This is a genomic window from Stieleria varia, assembly GCF_038443385.1.
Lineage (GTDB): Bacteria > Planctomycetota > Planctomycetia > Pirellulales > Pirellulaceae > Stieleria > Stieleria varia.
In genome coordinates, this window is the sequence record NZ_CP151726.1 from 876501 (window position 1) to 897430 (window position 20930).

Genomic DNA, 20930 nt, shown 5'->3' on the forward strand with positions numbered 1-20930 from the left:
ATGACCTTACGAAACTGGCTAACCCAAGCCCGCTTGACTGTCGACGAAATCCGTGACGCCACCGTACGCGCGGTGCAGGATGTCGCCCCTGCTGACACTCGGTTGGACATGCTGCAATTGGAGAGCCGTGTCCTGATGAGCGCATCACCCGTTCCGAGTGAACTGGTCGATCAGCTTGCTGATGGTTCGGGAGCTGAACCGAGCGTTCAGCCGGTCGGTGATGAAAACGGGCCGGACGATGCTGTCTCCACCGGACCGCAATCCGGACAGTCCGAATCAAATGTGTTATCGGGGCGCACCATCCTGGACAAGAACGGGCAGCCCTTGGACGAGACTCGTCCGCTGGCGGTCATCTTTGTTGACGGCGGCGTGGAAGACGCAGATGCCCTGATCAATGATCTTCGAGAAGGCACCGTGAATTCCCAGTGGCTGATCGTCCGGGTGGATGGAGAGCGGGATGGAATCGTTCAGATCACAGAAACGCTCGCCGGCCTTTCAGGTGTTGATGCGGTCCATTTGGTGTCACACGGTGATGGCGAAGGACTGCAAGTTGGCAATACTCGCTTATCTCTTGATTCGCTCGCCGGATATTCAGGTGACATCGCGAGTTGGGCGAACGCTTTGGATGCCGATGCGGACTTGCTGATCTACGGATGCGATTTGGCCAGTTCTGAATCGGGACGCGATCTGATCGAGAGCTTGGCGATTTTGACCAACAGCGATGTCGCGGCCAGCGATGATGCGACGGGCGGTGAGTCTTTGGGCGGCGACTGGGATTTGGAGTATCGCATCGGCGATGTTTCAAGCGAGACATTTGTCGGGGTCTACAGCCAAGCCACCTGGCAGCATCTGCTGGATATCACGGCAAGCGGGGGTGAAACGCTGGTCAACACTTCGACACCGGAGAATCAGTACACGACGTCCTTTGGTGGCGGAAACGTGGCGATGGATTCCAGTGGCAATTACGTCGTTGTGTGGGACGATTATCGCAGCGGCAATGCGGATACGTATGCCAAGGTCTATAACGCAGACGGTTCGGTACGCGTGAGCGAATTCCGTGTCCACGGCGCGAACACATCAGCTCAGGATTGGTCGAACGTCGCTATGGCCGACAACGGTAACTTTGTGGTGACGTGGAGCGATAGCCGTTCGGGCACCTACGAGACTTACATGCGGTTATACAATATCAACGGAACCGCTCTGACCGGCGAAACGATGGTGAGCGTTCTCGCCGGAGTTCAAGATGCGCATGCCGTCGACTTTGCGGCGGACGGATCATTCGTGGTGGCATTTCAGAATGCTAGTGATACTGATATCTATTTCCAACGTTACAACGCCAGTGGTGTGGCCCAAGGAGGTAACACCCGCGTCAATACTTATGCCACCGACACACAGAATCATCCGGATGTCGCGGTCAACGACGATGGCAGCTTTGTCGTCACCTGGATGAGCAATGGGCAGGATGGCAGTCTGAACGGCATGTACTTCCAGCGGTTCAACGCCAGTGGGGTCGCTCAGGGTTCGGAGACACGCATTAGCCAGACGACGGTGGGTGAACAGTTTTACGGCACCGTTGACAACGATGCATCGGGCAGGTTTGTCGTGACGTGGATGAGCGACGATGGCAATCAATTTGGCATTTATGGTCGCCGTTTCGATGCGTCCGGCACGGCGCTGGGCAATGAATTCATGGTCAACACCTGGACGCAAGGGAACCAGGGTTCGCCGAACGTGTCGGTCGATGACGATGGCGACTTTGTAATCGCTTGGCATGATTCGTCAGGTCATGATGGAGCCGGTTTCGGCGTTTATGCTCAGCAGTACAACAGTGCCGGCAGTGCCATAGGTGGCGAAACGCGGATTGCACAGACCACGGGGAACGACCAGAAAGACCCCACGGTGGCCATCACTGGGACTTCGGCTGTCGTCGCATGGAGCGGTAATGGGACTCAGTCTGGCCAGGCCGATTCCAGCGGTGTGTTCCTACGACGCTTTGATCTGACCGGACTTGGTCCGCAGACCTTCACCGTCACCAACACATTGGATGACGGCAGCGTGGGCAGCTTGAGGTGGGCGATCACGCAGGCCAATATGAATGTAGGTACGGACACGATCGACTTCGCAATCGGTACGGGGACTCAGGTCATCACGATCTTGGGCACCGACCTGCCGGGAATCACTGACACGGTCATCGTTGACGCCACGACTCAAACCGGCTTCGCGGGCGAACCTCTCATTTCTCTGGTGGACGGTGGCACACGAACGCACGGGCTGAGGCTGAGTGCAGGCAGTGACGGCAGTATCCTTCGAGGGTTCAATATTCAGGGATTCGATACGGCCGGAATTCACATCGAGTCGTCCGGCAACCTGATCGCGGGCAACTGGATCGGCACAAATGCGGCCGGCACGGCTGCCGCTGCCAACTTCGAGGGCATCACGATCTGGTCGGGCAACAACAACGTCATTGGCGGAACAACGGCGGCGGATCGCAATGTGATTTCCGGCAATACCAATAACGGTATCGTCGGAAGTGGTGCAGCGAACAATACCCAGATCATCGGGAACTATCTGGGTACCGACAAAACCGGAATGAACCTGATCTCTAACTTAGTACATGGTATCTGGTATGGCGACTCGACCGGCGTGATCGTGGGGGGAGATGACGTAGCCGAACGCAACATCGTGGCCAGCGATGGTTTTGGGATATCATTTTTCAACACCGATAACTCATTCATTCAGGGTAACTATGTCGGGCTCGCGGTCGATGGATCGACAGTCTTGGGAAACGACTGGGCAGGCATCATCATCACCGCCGGCAGCAGCGGGAACTTAATTGGTACCAACGCCGACGGAACCAACGATTCGGGCGAACGAAATGTGATCTCAGGAAACGAGAATGGGATCCTGATCGAGGGTGCCGGAAGCTCAAGCAACATGATCTACGGCAACTACATCGGCACCGATGCAACCGGACTGCTTGACCGTGGAAACACCTACGACGGTATTCGCATTTACGATGGTGCGACGAATAATTTCATCGGTGGTGCAGGCTCCGCCCGCCGCAACATCATCGCTGGCAACGATCAGGACGGAATTCATATAAACGGAGAGGCCAGCGACGGCAACTTCATCCAAAACAATTACATCGGTCTGGGTAGCGACGGCACCACAGTTCTTGGCAACGCAGGCGACGGGATCTTCATCTCCGGAGGTGCGGATAGTACTACCATCGGCGGCATCGGTCTGGGGAATGTGATCGTCGGCAGCGGATGGGTTGGCATCGAAGTGGATGGGGCCAGCACCGGAACCGTCATCACCGGCAACTTCATCGGCACCAATGCAGCGGGCACCGTTGTCGCCGGTTCTGGCGAAAGTGGAATCATGCTGGATGCCGGAGCGACAAACACCACAATCGGAGGGGCCGCTGCCGGACTGGGCAATGTGATCACCGCCAGTGGCTGGCGCGACACCGGATCTGGCGCCGGAGTCAATGTGTTGCCTGCCGCCGGTACGGGCAACTTGATTGTAGGCAACAGCATCTACGGCAACGATACCCTGGGCATCGACCTTGGCACCCTTGGCGTGACGTCTAACGACAATCTGGACGGCGATGCAGGTGCCAACAACCTGCAGAATTTTCCAATCATCACGTCGAGCACGGTCAATGGTGCGGGAACCACTGTGACCGTCAGCGGCTCGGTCAATACGTTGGCCAGCCTGGCCGGAGTGGTGATCCACTTCTATGCCACGCCATCTACGGGAGATGTGACCAAACGCGAAGGTAAGAAGTATCTCGGCTCAACCACGGTCAACACAGACGCTTCAGGGAACGCGACGTTCACCAATGTCGCACTGACGGGATACACGGGCACCGTGGTCGCAGGCGACTTGATCATGGCCACGGCAACTTACAACAGCAACACATCCGAGTTTTCCCAGTCCGCGGTCGCCACGCTGGTCAGCAACAGCGCGCCGAGCGACTTGCAAGCCGTTTCGACGACTGACGGAGGAATGGCGATCAATGCGGATGGCGGCAACGACGCTTATTTAGTCGCTGACGGTTCGCCATTTAATGGCGAAAGTGCGACGACGATCGAAGTGGATTTCCAAGTCACCGCGCCCGCAATCGGGATGACCACACTGCTGTCGTATGCCACGGGAACCAATCAGGACGAACTATGGGTCGGAATCGACTCGGGTGGCGAAGTCTTCTTCCGCACAAGTTCCAACGGCGGCCCCGGCTACGGCAGCAGCACGCACGCGCCGAAGTTACTTGACGGCAGTCGCCACACGCTCTCCGTCACTTGGGAGAACACGGGTGGCGTGCTGATGTTCTACGTCGATGGCGAACAACTTGGCTTGGGACGCAACGATTATCAAAAGTTCACCACAATTGATGCGGAGGGAACTGTCGTCATCGGACAGCATCAAGGTTCACCCGAATCGGACTTTGCTAACAACGACACATTTTCCGGGACGATCTACGGGGTGCGGATCTTCAACGAAGTTCGCACTGCCAGTGAAATTGCGGCCAGCTATCGCAGCGAATTGCCCCATGACGAAGCCGGCTTGTTGGCCCAGTGGACGCTTGATGAACTTTCGACGACCGGCGTCGTCACCGATTCCGTCAGCGGCAACAATCTGACGCTGAAACACGCAACCGGTACAGGCTTCACCGCCAGCGAAGCGTCACTGACGTTTGCGGTCGATGAAAATGCACTCAATGGCACGGTCGTTGGGCAGGCCGCCGGAATCGATATCGATCGCGAATCCAGAGTTACTCAATTGCTGGCAGCAAATCCGAATCTTCATTTTAGCGAGGAGACTGGCAAGTTCTATCAGTTCCAGAATGTCGGTGTGCAGTGGTCGACCGCCGACAGTAGCGCTCAGTTGACAACGCTTGATGGAGTGAATGGTCGACTGGTGCAGATCGGGTCGGCGACAGAGAACCAACTGATCGTGGACATTCTGAATCAACACGGAGCCACCCAGGCTTACATCGGCGCGAGCGATTCCGGCGTGGAAGGCGAATGGCGATGGGGTGGCAACTCGGGTGAAGTCTTCTGGCGAGGTGATGGATCGGGGTACAACGTCGATGGTTTGTACACAAACTGGGACTCCTCCAATCCGAACGATTTTGAAGGTCAGGACTACGCCAAGATTTTTGCGGCAACGGGCTTATGGGATGATGTTGATGGGACCGTGAATCAGAGATTCATCGTCGAGTTTGATGCCGATACGGTACTCGACGCGACGAACGCACTGACTTATTCGATCCAATCGCAAACTGTTGCCGGCGCATTTACGATCGATGCTGACACAGGCGAGATCATGGTCGCCGATGGTTCGCTGCTGGACTACGAAACCAACCCGACACACACGGTCACGGTTCGGGTCAGCGATGGCACAGCGACCTACGACGAAGCGTTCGCAATCTCACTGAACAATCTGGTCGAATCCAACAGCGCGCCCTCGGATCTTTCCAGCGGCATTGAGCTGAATACCGATGGAGGGAACGACAGCTATCTTTATTTGACCGACGGTCGACCCGTTCTAGGTGGTCTTGACCAACTGACGCTAGAGGCAACATTTCAAGTCGATTCTGTCACCACGGGTTACATTCCGATTATCGACTATCAGGAATCAGGCATCGCGACCGAGTTTGGAGTCGCCATCAATTTGGACGGATCGCTACGCATTGTGATTGCTGACAGCGTTCCTCAGGCGACCACTGGAACTTACTCTCAGTTACTGGATGGGAACAAGCATCATGTTGCTGTTTCGTGGGACAACACACATGGCGACGTCCATTTCTACATTGACGGTGAATACGCGGAAACCGTCTCGGGCGTCGGGGCTGGGCATGCGTTATATAACGGAACGGTCGCGCAGTTGGTCGTTGGACAGGATCCGGATGACGCGGGTGATTTCTATTCCAACAACATTTTCAGCGGAGCGATCTACGACATCCGCATTTGGAATCAAGTCCGTAGTGAAGCCGAAATCGCGCTGAACTACCAGCACAAGTTTGACAGCGGCAGCTTGCCAACGGGCTTGATCGCTAACTGTCTGATGGATGGTTTCAACGGATCGAACGAAGTCGTCGATGTCGTCTCGGGCAACAACCTGAGCATCGGGCACGCCACCGGAGTCGGCTTCATTGCCAGCATACCAGTCGGCGATCTGCACATCAGCGAACATGCGACAGACGGAGCGACCGTTGGCTATGTCGTGCCGAGCGATCCAGATTCGCCGCAGGACATTGTTCAGGATGGACTGTTTCTTGAAGCACCTGATCCGGGACCCTACACTCGCTACACAACCGGGCAGACATTTGGCAAATGGACTGTTGAAAGCGGCAATGTCGACCTGCTGGGCAGCGCAGCACCGTTGACGGATCTGGGTGGTCGGTCCGTTGAGCTCAATGGAAATACTACCGGTGTGATCACTCAGACGTTCGCTACGGAAGTTGGCCGCGAGTACCAGTTGGTCTTCGTCGCCGCTGGGAATTTTGCCGGTGCCCAGTCGCATGTCGATTTTCAAGTGAGTGTTGGAGGTCATTCGCAAGACGTTACTATCGGTCACCCCACCGGTTGGTCAGCTTCTACGCCGATGGCGAACTCCTATACGCTTAAGTTTACGGCGGATTCCGAAAGCACCGTTCTCCGATTCGCATCACTTGACACCGGCTCTTATGCTGCCGTCATCGCGGACGTCCAGGTCATCGAAATCCCCGCCGCCGTCACGACAATCCTGAACAACGATCCGACGCTGTCCTACGACGCGGCGACGGGCAAGTTTTATAGAGTCGTTACCTCGTCGGAGCAGTTTTCTAGCGCGATCGCGTCCGCGAATACTGCCTCGCTCAACGGTGTCAACGGCCAGCTGATCACCATTCGCTCCGCCTATGAGAACGACTTGGCGAGTAACTTGGCTGCGGGTTCGGACGTCTGGATTGGCGCCACGGACGCAATCACCGAAGGCGAATGGCGTTGGCTGGATGGAACAACCGAAGGAGATCAGTTTTGGTCCGGCGGAACTGGCGGGGCCGCAGTCGATGGAAACTACGCAAATTGGACCTCCGGATCCGAGCCGAACAACTGGACTGGTATTTCGGCCGCTGGCGAAGACGGGGCCGTTCTGGACAGCGATGGCAGCTGGTTCGACCTGACGGATGATCCGTCTCTACAGATCGGTTACATTGTCCAATGGGACGCCAACGAGGTGCTATCCAGCTTCACGTTCAGCCTGACCGACGACGCGGGCGGACGCTTTGCGATCAACAACAGCACTGGTGAGATCACCATCGCCGATGGTTCGCTGATCGACTACGAAACGGCCACTTCGCACAATGTCACGGTCCAGGTCACCGACGCGGCGGGAAATTCGTACAGCGAAGTGATGTCGATCGCGGTGGATAATGGCATCGAGCCGACTCAGTCGGTCCCCGGTTCACAAACCACAAACGAAGACACACCTTTGGTCTTCAGCTCCGTCAATGGCAACGCCGTGACGGTCAGCGATACGGTCGCCGGCACGGATACTCGCCTGCAGGTCTACATCTCCACCAATTTCAATGGCACGTTGACGCTGTCGCAAACCACCGGGCTGTCGATTCTGGGTGGCAGCAACGGGGGCACGTTCATGACGATTCAAGGAACCGAATCGGATATCAACGCCGCCTTCGAAGGCATGACGTTCACGCCAGCCGGCGGCTACAGTGGTCCGGTGACACTGGATATGACCACGTCGTTGGGTGCTGACCTCGAAGGGCATTACACATTTGACGGTGGTATTGCGGTGGATCAAAGCGTTGGGATCTCTCAGGACGGAACGTTCATTGGCAATGCGACGACGGTGAACGATCCCGAGCGTGGTGAAGTGCTGAGCCTGGATGGCGTCGGAGATGGAGTGCAAATCGCTGGGACGTTCAGCAACCCGGCCAACGTCACTCTAGCCGCCTGGGTCAATCTGGCATCGGGAACGAACCAGGAACTGATCTCGTTAGGCGACAGCGTGGTAATTCGGCTGGATGAATCTGTGGGGGGCACAGGTGTCAACGCGTTTTTCTACAATGGCTCCACACACTACAAACTAGGTACCGGAACCTTCATTGCTGGGACCGGCTGGCGTCATATCGCATTTTCATTCGATGACGCGAATAACCAGCAGTCTCTATACATCGACGGTCAGTTGGTGGCTGGTGCGAACCAGACTGAGTCCATCTCCTACGCGATCCACCCGAACACCTTCATTGGAGCTCATGGGGGCGGCTCAGGTTACCATCTAAACGGACTCGTCGACGACGCGCGCATCTACACGCGTGCCCTCTCCGCCGACGAGATCGCGGCGCTGGCCGCGGATCAAGCCGAAGTGTCCGACAGCGTTGCCATCACGGTCGACGCCGTCAATGACGCGCCGGTGTTTAGTAACCTCGATAACAATTCAACCTTCATCGAAGGCGGTTCGGTCGTCGTGCTGGATGCCGACGTTCAGATCTTCGACGCCGAACTTTCAGCGGCTGACAACTTCAACGGTTCATTCGTGTGGCTGCATCGAGCCGGCGGTGGAGTTGGCGAAGACGTGTTTAGTGCCACTGGCAACCTGGCACCGCTTTCCCAAGGCGGAAGCATTTTGCTTTCCGGGGTTGACATCGGAACGGTCTCGTCAACGGCCAGCGGCAACCTGATTCTGACGTTCAACGCGAATGCCACCCAGGCACGCGTCAACGAAACGCTGCGGTCGATTGCATACAGCAACAGCAGCGATACTCCACCGACATCCGTCGACATCACCTGGGAATTCTACGACGGCAACTCCGCCAATTCACAAGGCACCGGCGGACAGCTGACTGCCACCGGCAGCACGACGGTCAATATCATCGATGTCGATGAACCGGCAACGTTGACGGTTCCGATTGCTCAGTCGGTTAATGAAGACACTCCGCTTTCGTTCTCAGTCGGCGGTGGCAATGCGATCGTCGTTGAAAGTGGAAGTCTGAATAATCCGGTCGTCACGGCAACGTTGTCGGTGGTGAATGGTCGGTTGACTCTGTCGTCGACAACCGGAATCACTTTCCTGGATGGAACCAGCAACAACAGTGCGACACTAACGATTTCCGGTACGGAATCAGATATCAACACGGCGCTCGACGGCTTGCAGTTCCTCGGCAACGCCAGCTACAACGGCAGCGATACGTTGACGGTGACGACGGGTTCTTCGCCAGCTGTCGAAGCGAATCTGTATGCTCGCTATGAGTTCCTCAACGGTTCTTTGGAAGACGAAACGGCCAACAACTACCACGGCACGGCTTCCGGCAATCCAACACTAACCAGCGACGCCAAACGTGGCGATGTCTTGACCTTTGACGGAGATGACCGCATCGACGTGGCAAACAGTGTTTCCTCGTTGGGGGACGAAGTCACGATCGCGGCTTGGGTCAATTTGGATGCTGGGCAGCAGGACAACGTCTTTCTGTCGATCGGGGATGAAATTTACGTTACCCTCGACAAGTCGTCTGGCGGCATCATGGGGCTGACGGTCAACAACTTTACGACCAATAGTCTCAACGCAGCTCACAACATTGCCGGCGAAGACTGGAATCATGTGGCGGCAACGATTAATGATGTCACCAAAGAAACAAGACTGTACCTGAATGGCGAATTGATCCGCAGTAGCTCGTTCGCTTTCGCCGACATCGACTGGGGAACCGCTGCTTCACCGAACATTACGATTGGAGCTTTGTCCGACGGCTCCCGGGCTTTCGTGGGCAGCCTCGATGACGTGCGGGTTTACAACAGCGTTCTCAGTCAGACGGAAATCATCGCCGCGATGGGCGACCAAGGCTACGACAGTGAGAGTATTGCGCTCACAGTCAATCCCGTCAACGATGCACCGGTGTTGACCCCGTACGGGCCGACGCTGCCATTGACCGAGAATTCCGCAGCCTACACAAATACTGTCGCGTCGCTACTTGGAACGAGTGTGACAGATGTCGACGGGGATCCAGAAGGAATTGCCGTTACCGATGTCTCGGGTTCAAACGGCGTCCTGGAGTATTCGATCGATGGTGGAGCATGGGCGGCATTCGGTTCTCCAACCGATTCGAATGCTCTCTTGTTGAAAGCCACGGATCAAATTCGCTTCACGCCGAATGGGATTAGCGGCGGAACGATGACGATGACTTATCACGCTTGGGATCAGTCGACGGGTACATCCGGAAGCAACGCGAACGTGACGACCAACGGAGGCTCGACCGCCTTCAGCTCGAACACGGATACTGTCACGATCACGATAACGGAAATCAACGACGCGCCCAGCGGTGCGGACAACACGATCATGATCAATGAGGACGCGACTTATACGTTCGCGGCTACCGATTTCGGTTTCACCGATATCGACAATGACAGTTTCAATCGTGTCTGGATCATGACGCTGCCAGGGCAAGGTCAGTTGCTCTACAACGGCTCAACGTTTGCTGCGAATAACTGGATTGACAAAGGGGATATCGATCTGGGGCTGTTGACCTACGAGCCCGCAGCCAATGGCAACGGCTCAAGCTATGCCAGCTTTGATTTCCAAGTGCAGGACGACGGCGGCACGGTCAACGGCGGGAGCAACCGCGACGCGTCCAGCAATACGATTACATTCGATGTCACTGCCCAGAACGATGCTCCGACCGTCGATCATGGCGGTGCCTACTCGATCAACGAAGGAGATTCGCTCAGCCTGGATGCGAGCGGCTCGGCAGACATCGATGGCGACACGTTGACCTATCGCTGGGATTTGAACAACGACGCGATTTACGACATCACGACGACATCGGCCACGACGACTCCGACATGGAGTGCACTGACCTCCTACGGGATCAATGACGACGGCGTTTATACGATTGGTCTGCAGGTCGATGATGGGAACGGGGGACTCGTGACCTCGTCCACTACGGTGACGGTTAACAATGTGGCTCCGACGCTGACAGCCACGGGTGCTGCGGCGGTCGGCGGTGGAGTGACATACACGTTGACGTTGACCGACGTCGATCCGGGCAACGACACGATTTCGCAGTGGATTGTCAACTGGGGTGACGGCACCATCACAACCTATGCTGGCGACCCGTCAAGCGTGACGCATGTCTATTCGAATGATCTGGCCGGACTCGCACTTGATGTCACGGTCAGTGCGACCGATGAAGACGGCCAATACTTTCAAGCCACCCTGCTGGCCCCAGCCTATGTCGGCGACTACGTCTCCCAATTCAAAGGATTCGATGGAACCACGCTTGGAAACTTCGCGCCGTTTTCCGATGGGGTCGATGGACATGCCAATATCGTGGTCATGCCATCTGGCAACTATCTGGTCAGTGGCGTGGATTCGGGCAACATCGTCGAATTCCAGCCTGATGGAACGCTGGTTGGTGATTTTGTTGCCGCAAGCGATCCCAGCCTGAGCGGCCCCGGCGGCTTAGCTTTTGGTCCCGACGGGAATCTGTATGTCGCCGACTACGGTGCCAGTAAAGTCGTTCGCTTTGACGGAGCCACCGGAACCTTCATCGACGACTTTGTCGCGTCAGGGTTGACCAGTCCACTGGGGCTGGAGTTTGGGCCGGACGGAGACTTGTACGTTGCCAACCGCGGCAGCGCTGGGGTACTGCGTTACGACGGAACAACGGGAGTGTTGGATTCGGGTTTCAACGTAGCCAGCATCAGCGGCGCCGAAGACCTGACGTTTGGTCCCGATGGAAATCTATACGTCGGCAGCACCAGCGGCGTGATTCGAGTCGACGCGACAACTGGGGCGACGTCGACCTTCATCGCCAACGGAACCGGTGGGCTGCTGTTGGCAACCGGCGTCGAGTTTGGCCCAGACGGAAATCTGTACGTCGCTGATCAAAATGCGGACACGATTCGTCGCTATGACGGAACCACTGGAGCTTACATTGATGACTACGCGACTGGAATCGATGGTCCGGCGTACATCGAGTTCACTGCGGATCACCGCGTCACGGTGGTGAGTTCGAACCAGAGTCCAACCATCGCTACGAACACGGGAGCGACGGTACTGGAAGGCTCGTTGGACAATGCCATCACCATTGCGATGTTGAATGAAGGCGATCCAGATGATGATGGCGCCGAACTCACTTACACGGTGACCACGGATGTCAATTATGGAACATTGAAGCTCAACGGCACTACGATCGGCTTGAATGACACGTTCACGCAAGCTGACGTCGACGCGGGATTGGTCACGTACGACCATGCTGGCGGGGAGTTTGCTACGGACAGCTTTGCCTTTAGTCTGGCCGACGGAGGCGAGAACGGTTCAACACCCGCTACAGGGACGTTCAGCTTTACGATCACCAGTGTGAACGATGCACCTGTGGAATCGTCGATCGAAGGTGCCGCGTTGGCATACACCGAGAACGACGGCGAAGTAGTGATCACTTCAACGCTGGTGATCGGCGATGTGGACGACACCCATGTCGAATCAGCGGTGGTTCAGATCAGCGGAAACTACGTCAACGGCGAAGATATCCTTGCGTTCGTGGATCAGAACGGCATTACCGGTTCTTGGAATGCGACCACGGGCGAGCTGAACTTAAGTGGCCCCGCCACATTGGCTCAGTACGAAACCGCTCTTCGTAGCATTACCTACAACAACATCAGCGACGATCCGTCCGCAGCGACTCGAACAGTCAGTTTCATCGTCAACGACGGCGATGAGAACTCCAACACCGTCACCCGCGACATTGCAATCACTGCGGTCAATGATGCTCCTGTCAATGGCACCGTCGGCACCCAGGTAACGAACACCAACACTCCACTAGTCTTCAATGCCGCAAATGCGAATCTGATCAGTATCTCGGACGTTGATGCCGGAGGCAATTCGGTCGAAGTGGCGTTGACCGTGACCAACGGACAATTGTCGCTCAGTGGCATATCGGGCCTGACCTTCAGCACGGGTGATGGCACCTCAGACACGACCATGACGTTCACCGGGACGGTTGCGGATATCAATGCTGCGTTGGACGGGTTGAGTTTCGATCCCGCGGTTGCCTTTGAGGGAGTCGCTTTCATTACCCTCGTGACGGACGACCTTGGAAACACGGGTGGAGGTTCGTTGTCCGATAATGATGTGATTGATATCCAAGTGGGAGCCCTGAGATTCCAACAAGGAGACAACGGATACACCGGAACACAAGACACTCATGTGGATGACGGCAACGCGAACACGTCATATGGCAACAGCACTTCGGTGATTTCGGACGACAATGAGATCCATGCCTTGTTGCGATTCGAAGATTTGCTGGGCGGTGCCGGTCAAATCCCAGCAGGCGCGACGATTACGTCCGCCAAGCTAAACATTTACGTGACGGACGGTGACTCCAATGACGGGATTACCGTTCACACAATGCTGACCAATTGGTCGGAGGCATCGACCTGGAACAGCTTGTCGGCAGGCGTCAGCACCAACAATGTGGAAGCGACTTCGGCTGCCATCGCAAGCCTCGACGCGGGAATTACCGGTTGGGTGGAAGTGAATGTGACCGCCGATATCCAATCCGTCGCCAACGGGGGCTCCAATTTCGGCTGGGTATTCAAATCGGTTTCGGCCGACAACTGGACATTCGCGTCATCCGAAAACGCTAATGTATCGATTAGGCCTTATTTGGTTGTCAGTTACACCGCACCGCAACCTCCTGCAATTGACCTGGACAGCAACAATAGCTCAGGGGCAACCGGGGCCAACTACAACGGAGCGTGGGTTGAGAATGCCGGGCCTGTCTCGATCGCTGATGTGGATTCCGTACTGGCCGACAGCGACAGCAGCCAACTGACTTCGTTAACCGCGACGATCACCAACTTGGGAGATGGAGCGGACGAAGTCCTTATCGCCAATACCAGCGGTACATCCATCACGGCGAGCTACGACAGTGGAACCGGTACCCTGACGCTGAGCGGAAGCGATTCGGTGGCAAACTATCAAACGGTATTGCGATCGCTCGCCTACGACAATCTGTCCGACTTCCCCGACACAACAGCCCGAATCATCACGATTCAGGCTTCGGATGCCTACGTCACGAGTGCCACGGCAACGGCAACGATCTCGATGTCAGCCGTCAACGACGAGGAAGTCCTGGCGACCAATACGGGCACAAATGTTCTTGAAGGATCGACTGGCAATCCGATCACGACGGCCATGTTGGAAACGACCGATGTGGACAACACAACCGGTCAGTTGATCTACACGGTCGATTCCGTTCCAGCCAGCGGCACGCTTCGTTTGAACGGGACTGCCTTGGGACTGAACGACACCTTTTCCCAAGCCGACATCGACGCTGGCAATTTGACTTATGACCATGACGGTTCCCAAACATCAAGTGATTCATTCGACTTCACTGTCGATGATGGGGCCGGCACGACCACATCGGCCACGTTCAACTGGATTGTGACCAACAGCAACGACGCTCCGGTGGTGACGGTCCCGAGCATGCAGAATGTGAACGAGGACACGCCTCTGACGATCAGCGGGCTGAGCGTTACCGATGACGATGGCGATCTGACGTCTGTTCAGTTGTCGGCGGCAAACGGAACGGTCAGTGTGACTCTGCAGGGAACATCTTCGATCAGCGCCGGCACCAACGGCACGGCGACTCTGACGGTGAGCGGAACCCAGGCCGACATCAATGCGACTCTGGCAACGCTCAGCTATCAAGGCAGCAGCAACTTCAACGGCACGGATACCATCAGCGTGCTGGCCACGGACGGCGGCGGGCTGACTCATGCCGACAGCTTTGACGTGTCGGTAGCATCGGTCAACGATGCTCCGGTCCTGACGTTGGCTCCCGGTGGCGGAACTTACAATGAAAATGGGGTGGGGACATTTGTTGATGTGACGGCAACGATCACCGATGCGGATCTGCTGGATTTTGCCGGTGGATTTCTGACGACCAGCATCAGTGCCAATGGTGAGGCCGACGACCGACTGATTGTGCTCCATGAGGGGACGGGGCCTGGCCAAGTCAATGTTGTCGGTAACACGGTTTTGATTGACGGCGTGCAGATCGCGACCTATTCGGGTGGGATTGGTGCGGGTGATGACTTGAGCGTCACCTTTGACTCGGATGCCGATGCCGTTGCCCTTCAGGCCGTCGCTCGTCGGATCGCCTTCATGAGTGTTTCGGAAAACCCTTCGACATTGCAACGAACACTATCAATGCAGGTCAGCGATGGGGATGGAGGCTCCAGTGCGACAGACGCTCGGCTTATGAATGTCATCGCCCACAACGACGCGCCGACTTCCAGTGACCAGACCGTTGTCACCAATGAAGATACTCCCTACACGTTCATCGCCTCGGATTTCAACTTCAGCGATGTCGACGGTGATATGCTCGATAGCATCCAGATTTCAAGCCTGCCTTCTATCGGATTTCTGAAGATCAGCGGGACCAACGTGACGCTCAATCAGACGATTTCAATCGCGGACATTGCTTCTGGCAATTTGACATACTCTCCCGCAGTAGATGGCAACGGCAACGCCTACGACTCATTCGGATTCTCGGTCAATGACGGCACGACGAACGCGGTGGCCAGTTCCGTCATGACCATCGATGTCACAGCCGTCAATGACGCTCCAGTCATCATTCATGCCGGCGGAGGAGCTTCCGCGAATGTGAACGTCGCCGAAAACAGCATCCTGGCGGCACTGTTGAACAGTTCCGATGTCGATGGCGATTCGCTGACCTACTCAATTGTCGGCGGAACGGACGCTGCCAGCCTGAGCATTGACAGCTTCTCTGGGCAGATTTCGTTTCTCACCGCCCCCGATTTCGAATCTCCCGGTGATGCAAACTCCGATAATGTTTACGAAGTGATTGTTCAGGTCAGCGATGGATGGGGCGGCACTGATACCCAAACGATCTACCTGAACGTCGTCGATCAAAACGAGATCGCAACGTTTGTCGATGCAATCGACGACAGTTTTACCGTGAATGAATCCATCGGCACGGTGTTGGACGTCTCCGCAAACGACTTGGACAATGTCGGTGACTCGCCCGCCGTGCTGGATCACAGTGGCCCTGCCAACGGATCGCTTGTCAACAACGGCGACGGTACGCTCACCTACACTCCCGATGGTGGCTTCACTGGCAATGATTCTTTTGAGTACTTGGCTGTCGATTCTGGAATCAGCTTGAGTCACTTTTGGGGGCTCAACGGCGATGCCAACGACGCGGTCGGTACGGCAGATGGAACGATCCACGGAACAACCACCGTGTCCGGTCAGTTCGGCGACTCATTGCATTTCAATGGTTCGAGTGACTACGTCGTCATTCCTGACGTTTCCTATGCAGCAGAATTCACGTTGACTTTTGACTTCCGAATTGCGGACGTTTCTGGTTCGTTCTTTCAATACCTGTACAGCCACGGCGATCCAAATCTGCAGAACTCGGTAAACGTGTTGATCGCTGAATCTGGCAGCGCAACTCCTGGGATCATGCGTTCAGTGGTTCGCGATGGAAATGATAACCTCGATGAATACGCCTTGGATGTCGATGTGACTTCGCTTGTCGGCGATGGGCAGTGGCACAACTACACATTGACCGTCAGTTCAACCACGGGAGTGTCGTTGTATTTAGACGGAGTGCTTGTGGCGACAGACTCCAGCAGGGGACGTGACGGAGTCAACCCGACGGGCGATGTGTACCTCGGCAGCCGATCGGACCTCGACGCTGATCGACACTTTGGCGGTGAACTGGACAACTTGATGCTGATGGATCGAGATTTGACAAGTGGAGAAATCAGCACCTTGGCCAGCCATGAGAACCAGGCCACTGTTGACGTGTTTGTCAATGACGTTCCGGTGATCAACTCCGATGGAGGCGGATCAACGGCAAACGTGAGTGTCGCAGAGAATAGTACTGCTGTGACGACCGTTTTGGCGACGGACAGTGATACGCCAGGGCAAACCTTGACATACGCAATTGTCGGTGGCGCGGATGCCGCACAATTCAGTCTTGACGGTGTAAATGGCACATTGACATTTGACACGGTACCAAACTATGAGTCTCCATCAGATTTCAACTCTGACAATCTGTATGAGGTCATCGTTCAGGTTAGCGATGGAGTTGGTGGTTATGACAACCAAACGGTATACGTGACTGTCAGTAATGTCAATGAAGCTCCCGTTCTGCAGAACGGGTATACAATAACGATCACCGAGGGGGCGGGAGGTGTGGCACCCCTGAGCGGCAGATTCGCCAGCGATGTCGATGGTTTGGACTTCGACGGAGGCGTGCTTACCGCGCAAGTAACCACTGGCGCCGATGGTACAGAACAGATGTCGTTCGCCAGCGGAGTTCATCTCTCCGAATCTGGTGGAAACCTCTTCTATGATGGCCTCAACATCGGAACGGTCACAGGGCTGTGGACCAATGGTCCCATTGTCGTCAACTTCAATGCAAACGCGACGATCACGGAAGTCCAGGAAGTGTATGACAACATCGCGGTCGGTATCCAAGGGGACAACCCAACGGCCTCAGACAGAACCTTGGAAGTCACACTGACGGACGGCGATGGTGGAACCAGCAACACCTCCTATTCAACACTGCACGTCACACCGATCAACGACGATCCATACAACGCCGGTTCTATGCCTGGATCGATAACCGTCACAGAGGATGCCCCAACGACCATCGATCTGTCTGACATTGATTTGGCGGATCCAGACGCCAATTCGGCGTTATTGACCGTCAAGCTCTCCACCGCGGGTGGCAACCTGACAGCAGCCGCGGGAAGCGGGATTACGATCGGGGGCAATGGAACCGCCGCTCTAACGTTGAGCGGGACCTTGGCGGATTTGAACACCTATCTCGACTCGGCGACCCACATCAGCTACCTGCACGCAACACCCAATTCAAATGGGGTTGGTGCCGACTCGATCTCTATCGCGGTCAACGATAACGGTAACACCGGTAATGGTGGTGGGGTTGACGTCAACCTTGGCAGCATCAGTGTCGACATCACCCCTGTCAACGATGCTCCGATGGGCGTGCCCACGATCACGGGAACCGTGATCGAAGATCAGACCCTGACCGCAGATACCAGCAGTATCAGTGACGTTGATGGACTGGGAGCATTCAACTATCAGTGGCTACGAGACGGCATGATCATCAGCGGTGCCAACGCCAACACCTATACCTTGGGTGATGCGGATGTGGGTGCGCAAATCAGCGTGGAAGTGACCTACACCGACGGATACGGAACCGTGGAAGGTCCTCTGACATCGACTCAAACAAGTCCGGTGATCAATGTGAATGATACGCCATTCGGCATTCCCGCCATCGCAGGAACCGCGGTCGAAGATCAAATCCTGACCGCCGACACCAGTGGGATCAGTGACAACGATGGACTGGGAGCGTTCAGCTACCAATGGCTTCGCGACGGCGTGGCTATCAGCGGTGCCACTGCCAGCAGCTACACCGTGGGTGACGCAGACGTTGGCACTCAGATCAGCGTCCAAGTGATCTACACCGATGGCAATGGAACCGCAGAAGGTCCCCTGACGTCGGCTCAAACGAGCCCAGTGGTCAACGTAAACGATTCTCCGGTGGGTGTGCCCACGATCACGGGTACCGTGACCGAAGATCAAACTCTGACCGCCGACGCCAGCGGTATCAGCGACAACGATGGACTGGGAGCGTTCAACTATCAGTGGCTTCGCGACGGTGTTGCCATCAGCGGCGCCAATGCGGGTACCTACACGCTGGGGGATGCCGACGTTGGCACACAGATCAGTGTCGAGATGACCTACACCGATGGTAACGGAACCGCAGAAGGGCCCATTACATCGGCTCAAACAGCAGTCGTGGTGAACGTGAACGATGCTCCGGTGGGCATCCCCACGATCGCGGGTACCGTGACTGAAGATCAAATCCTGACCGCCGACACCAGCGGTATCAGTGACAATGATGGATTGGGAGCGTTCAGCTATCAGTGGCTTCGCGACGGCGTGGCCATCAGCGGCGCCAACGCGGGTACCTACACGCTGGGTGATGCCGACGTTGGCACACAGATCAGTGTCGCGGTGACCTACACCGATGGTAACGGAACCGCAGAAGGTCCGCTGACATCGACTCAAACGAGCTCGGTGGTGAATGTAGACGATGCGCCGGTTGGCGTGCCCGCGATCACCGGGACGGCGACGGAAGATCAAACCCTGACCGCCGACACCAGCGGTATCAGTGACAATGATGGATTGGGAGCGTTTGGCTATCAGTGGCTTCGCGACGGCGTGGCCATCAGTGGTGCCAACGCGGATACCTATACCTTGGGTGATGCCGATGTGGGTGCGCAAATCAGCGTCGAGGTGATCTACACAGATGGTAACGGAACTGTGGAAGGGCCGCTGACATCAGCTCAGACTGCTTCAGTGGCCAATGTGAACGATGTTCCGGTGGGCGTGCCAATGATCCTGGGCACGGTGACGGAAGATCAGACCTTGACCGCAGATACCAGCAGTATCAGTGACGTTGATGGACTGGGAGCATTCAACTATCAGTGGCTACGAGACGGCATAGCGATCAGTGGAGCGACTGGCAGCACTTACACGTTAGGCGACGCCGATGTGGGCACTCAAATCAGCGTGGAAGTGACCTACACCGATGGATACGGAACCGCAGAAGGTCCGCTGACGTCTGCTCAAACCACACCGGTTGCCAATGTGAACGATGCTCCGACGTCGATCAATCTTGTCGGCAACACGGTGGTCGAAAACGCGGCAAACTCAACACTGATTGGTGTTGCCACTGGTACGGATCCTGACCCCGCGGAGACGTTGGCGTATTCGCTCACGAATGACTCCGGCGGGCGATTCGCGATCGATTCCGTGACTGGTCAACTGGCAGTTGCCAATGGCACTTTGATCGATTTTGAAGCAGCGGCGACGCACAACGTCACCATTCGAGTGACAGACGCAAACGGACTTTTCCATGAAACCACGTTTACTATCAACGTCAGCGATGTGGATGAGCGACCGACCGGGAACATGGACGCGTATCTCACGAACAGCATTGATACCTTGACAGTGGTCTTGCCGGGCGTGCTTGCTAATGACTCGGACCCCGAGGGAGCTGCACTGACCGCGATCCTGGAAAGCAACCCCATTGGCGGGCAGCTTGTGTTCAATTCTGACGGGTCGTTCACCTATGTTCCCAATGGATTGTTCACAGGATTTGATATGTTCACCTATCGTGTCAGTGATGGTGTTCATCTTTCCGATCCCATCACGGTCTTTATTCGCGTGATGGTGGCTCCCGGAGGCGGCGGCGACAACGGGGGAGGGGGTCAGACAGGCGGCAGCGATCCTGGAGACAATCCGACTGATGAGGGCACGCCGCTGGCCCCAGTGATAACGACCGAGTCCACGGAAACGACGGCGCCGGCGCCATCCGGCACGCGTGAAAGAGCGACTTCGTCTGTGCCGATTGAGAAGATCGAACAGGTGAGACGAACGGACGTTGTAGAGGAAGACGAACTGCCAAGCATGCCCAGAGATTTGACTCAAATTTCTCGTGTCGCATCGATATCCTTGTCAACGGATCTATCGCTCCCGGAACAGGTGCTTCGGCGTGCGATTGCGGACGATCCACTGAGTTTGGTCGGCAACTCTTCATCTTGGTCCGCCAAATCGCAACAAGACGAGCGTGTGGCGACTCACGAGCTGGTGATAGGAACCACAAAGGTGATTTCATCGGCACTGACGGTTGGCTACATCGTGTGGTTGGTTCGCGGCGGTGCGATGGTGGCGAGTCTTGTAGCGGCTCTCCCCGCGTGGACGTCCTTTGACCCGCTGCCGATTCTAGGCAATAGCGAGATCGATGAGAGCGAATCTGACGAGGAAAGCCTGAGCGATCTGATCGAAAATGAGGCTTGACC

General features: G+C 56.1%; 1 protein-coding gene. It reads left to right on the forward strand.

Going from position 1 to position 20930, the window contains the following annotated elements; genetic code table 11:
• The gene (locus Pla52nx_RS03115; RefSeq protein ID WP_197454251.1) at positions 1-20928 is read left to right on the forward strand and encodes a LamG-like jellyroll fold domain-containing protein; all 20928 of its coding nucleotides are present in this window, start codon (positions 1-3) and stop codon (positions 20926-20928) included.
• Positions 20929-20930 lie beyond the last annotated feature (2 nt).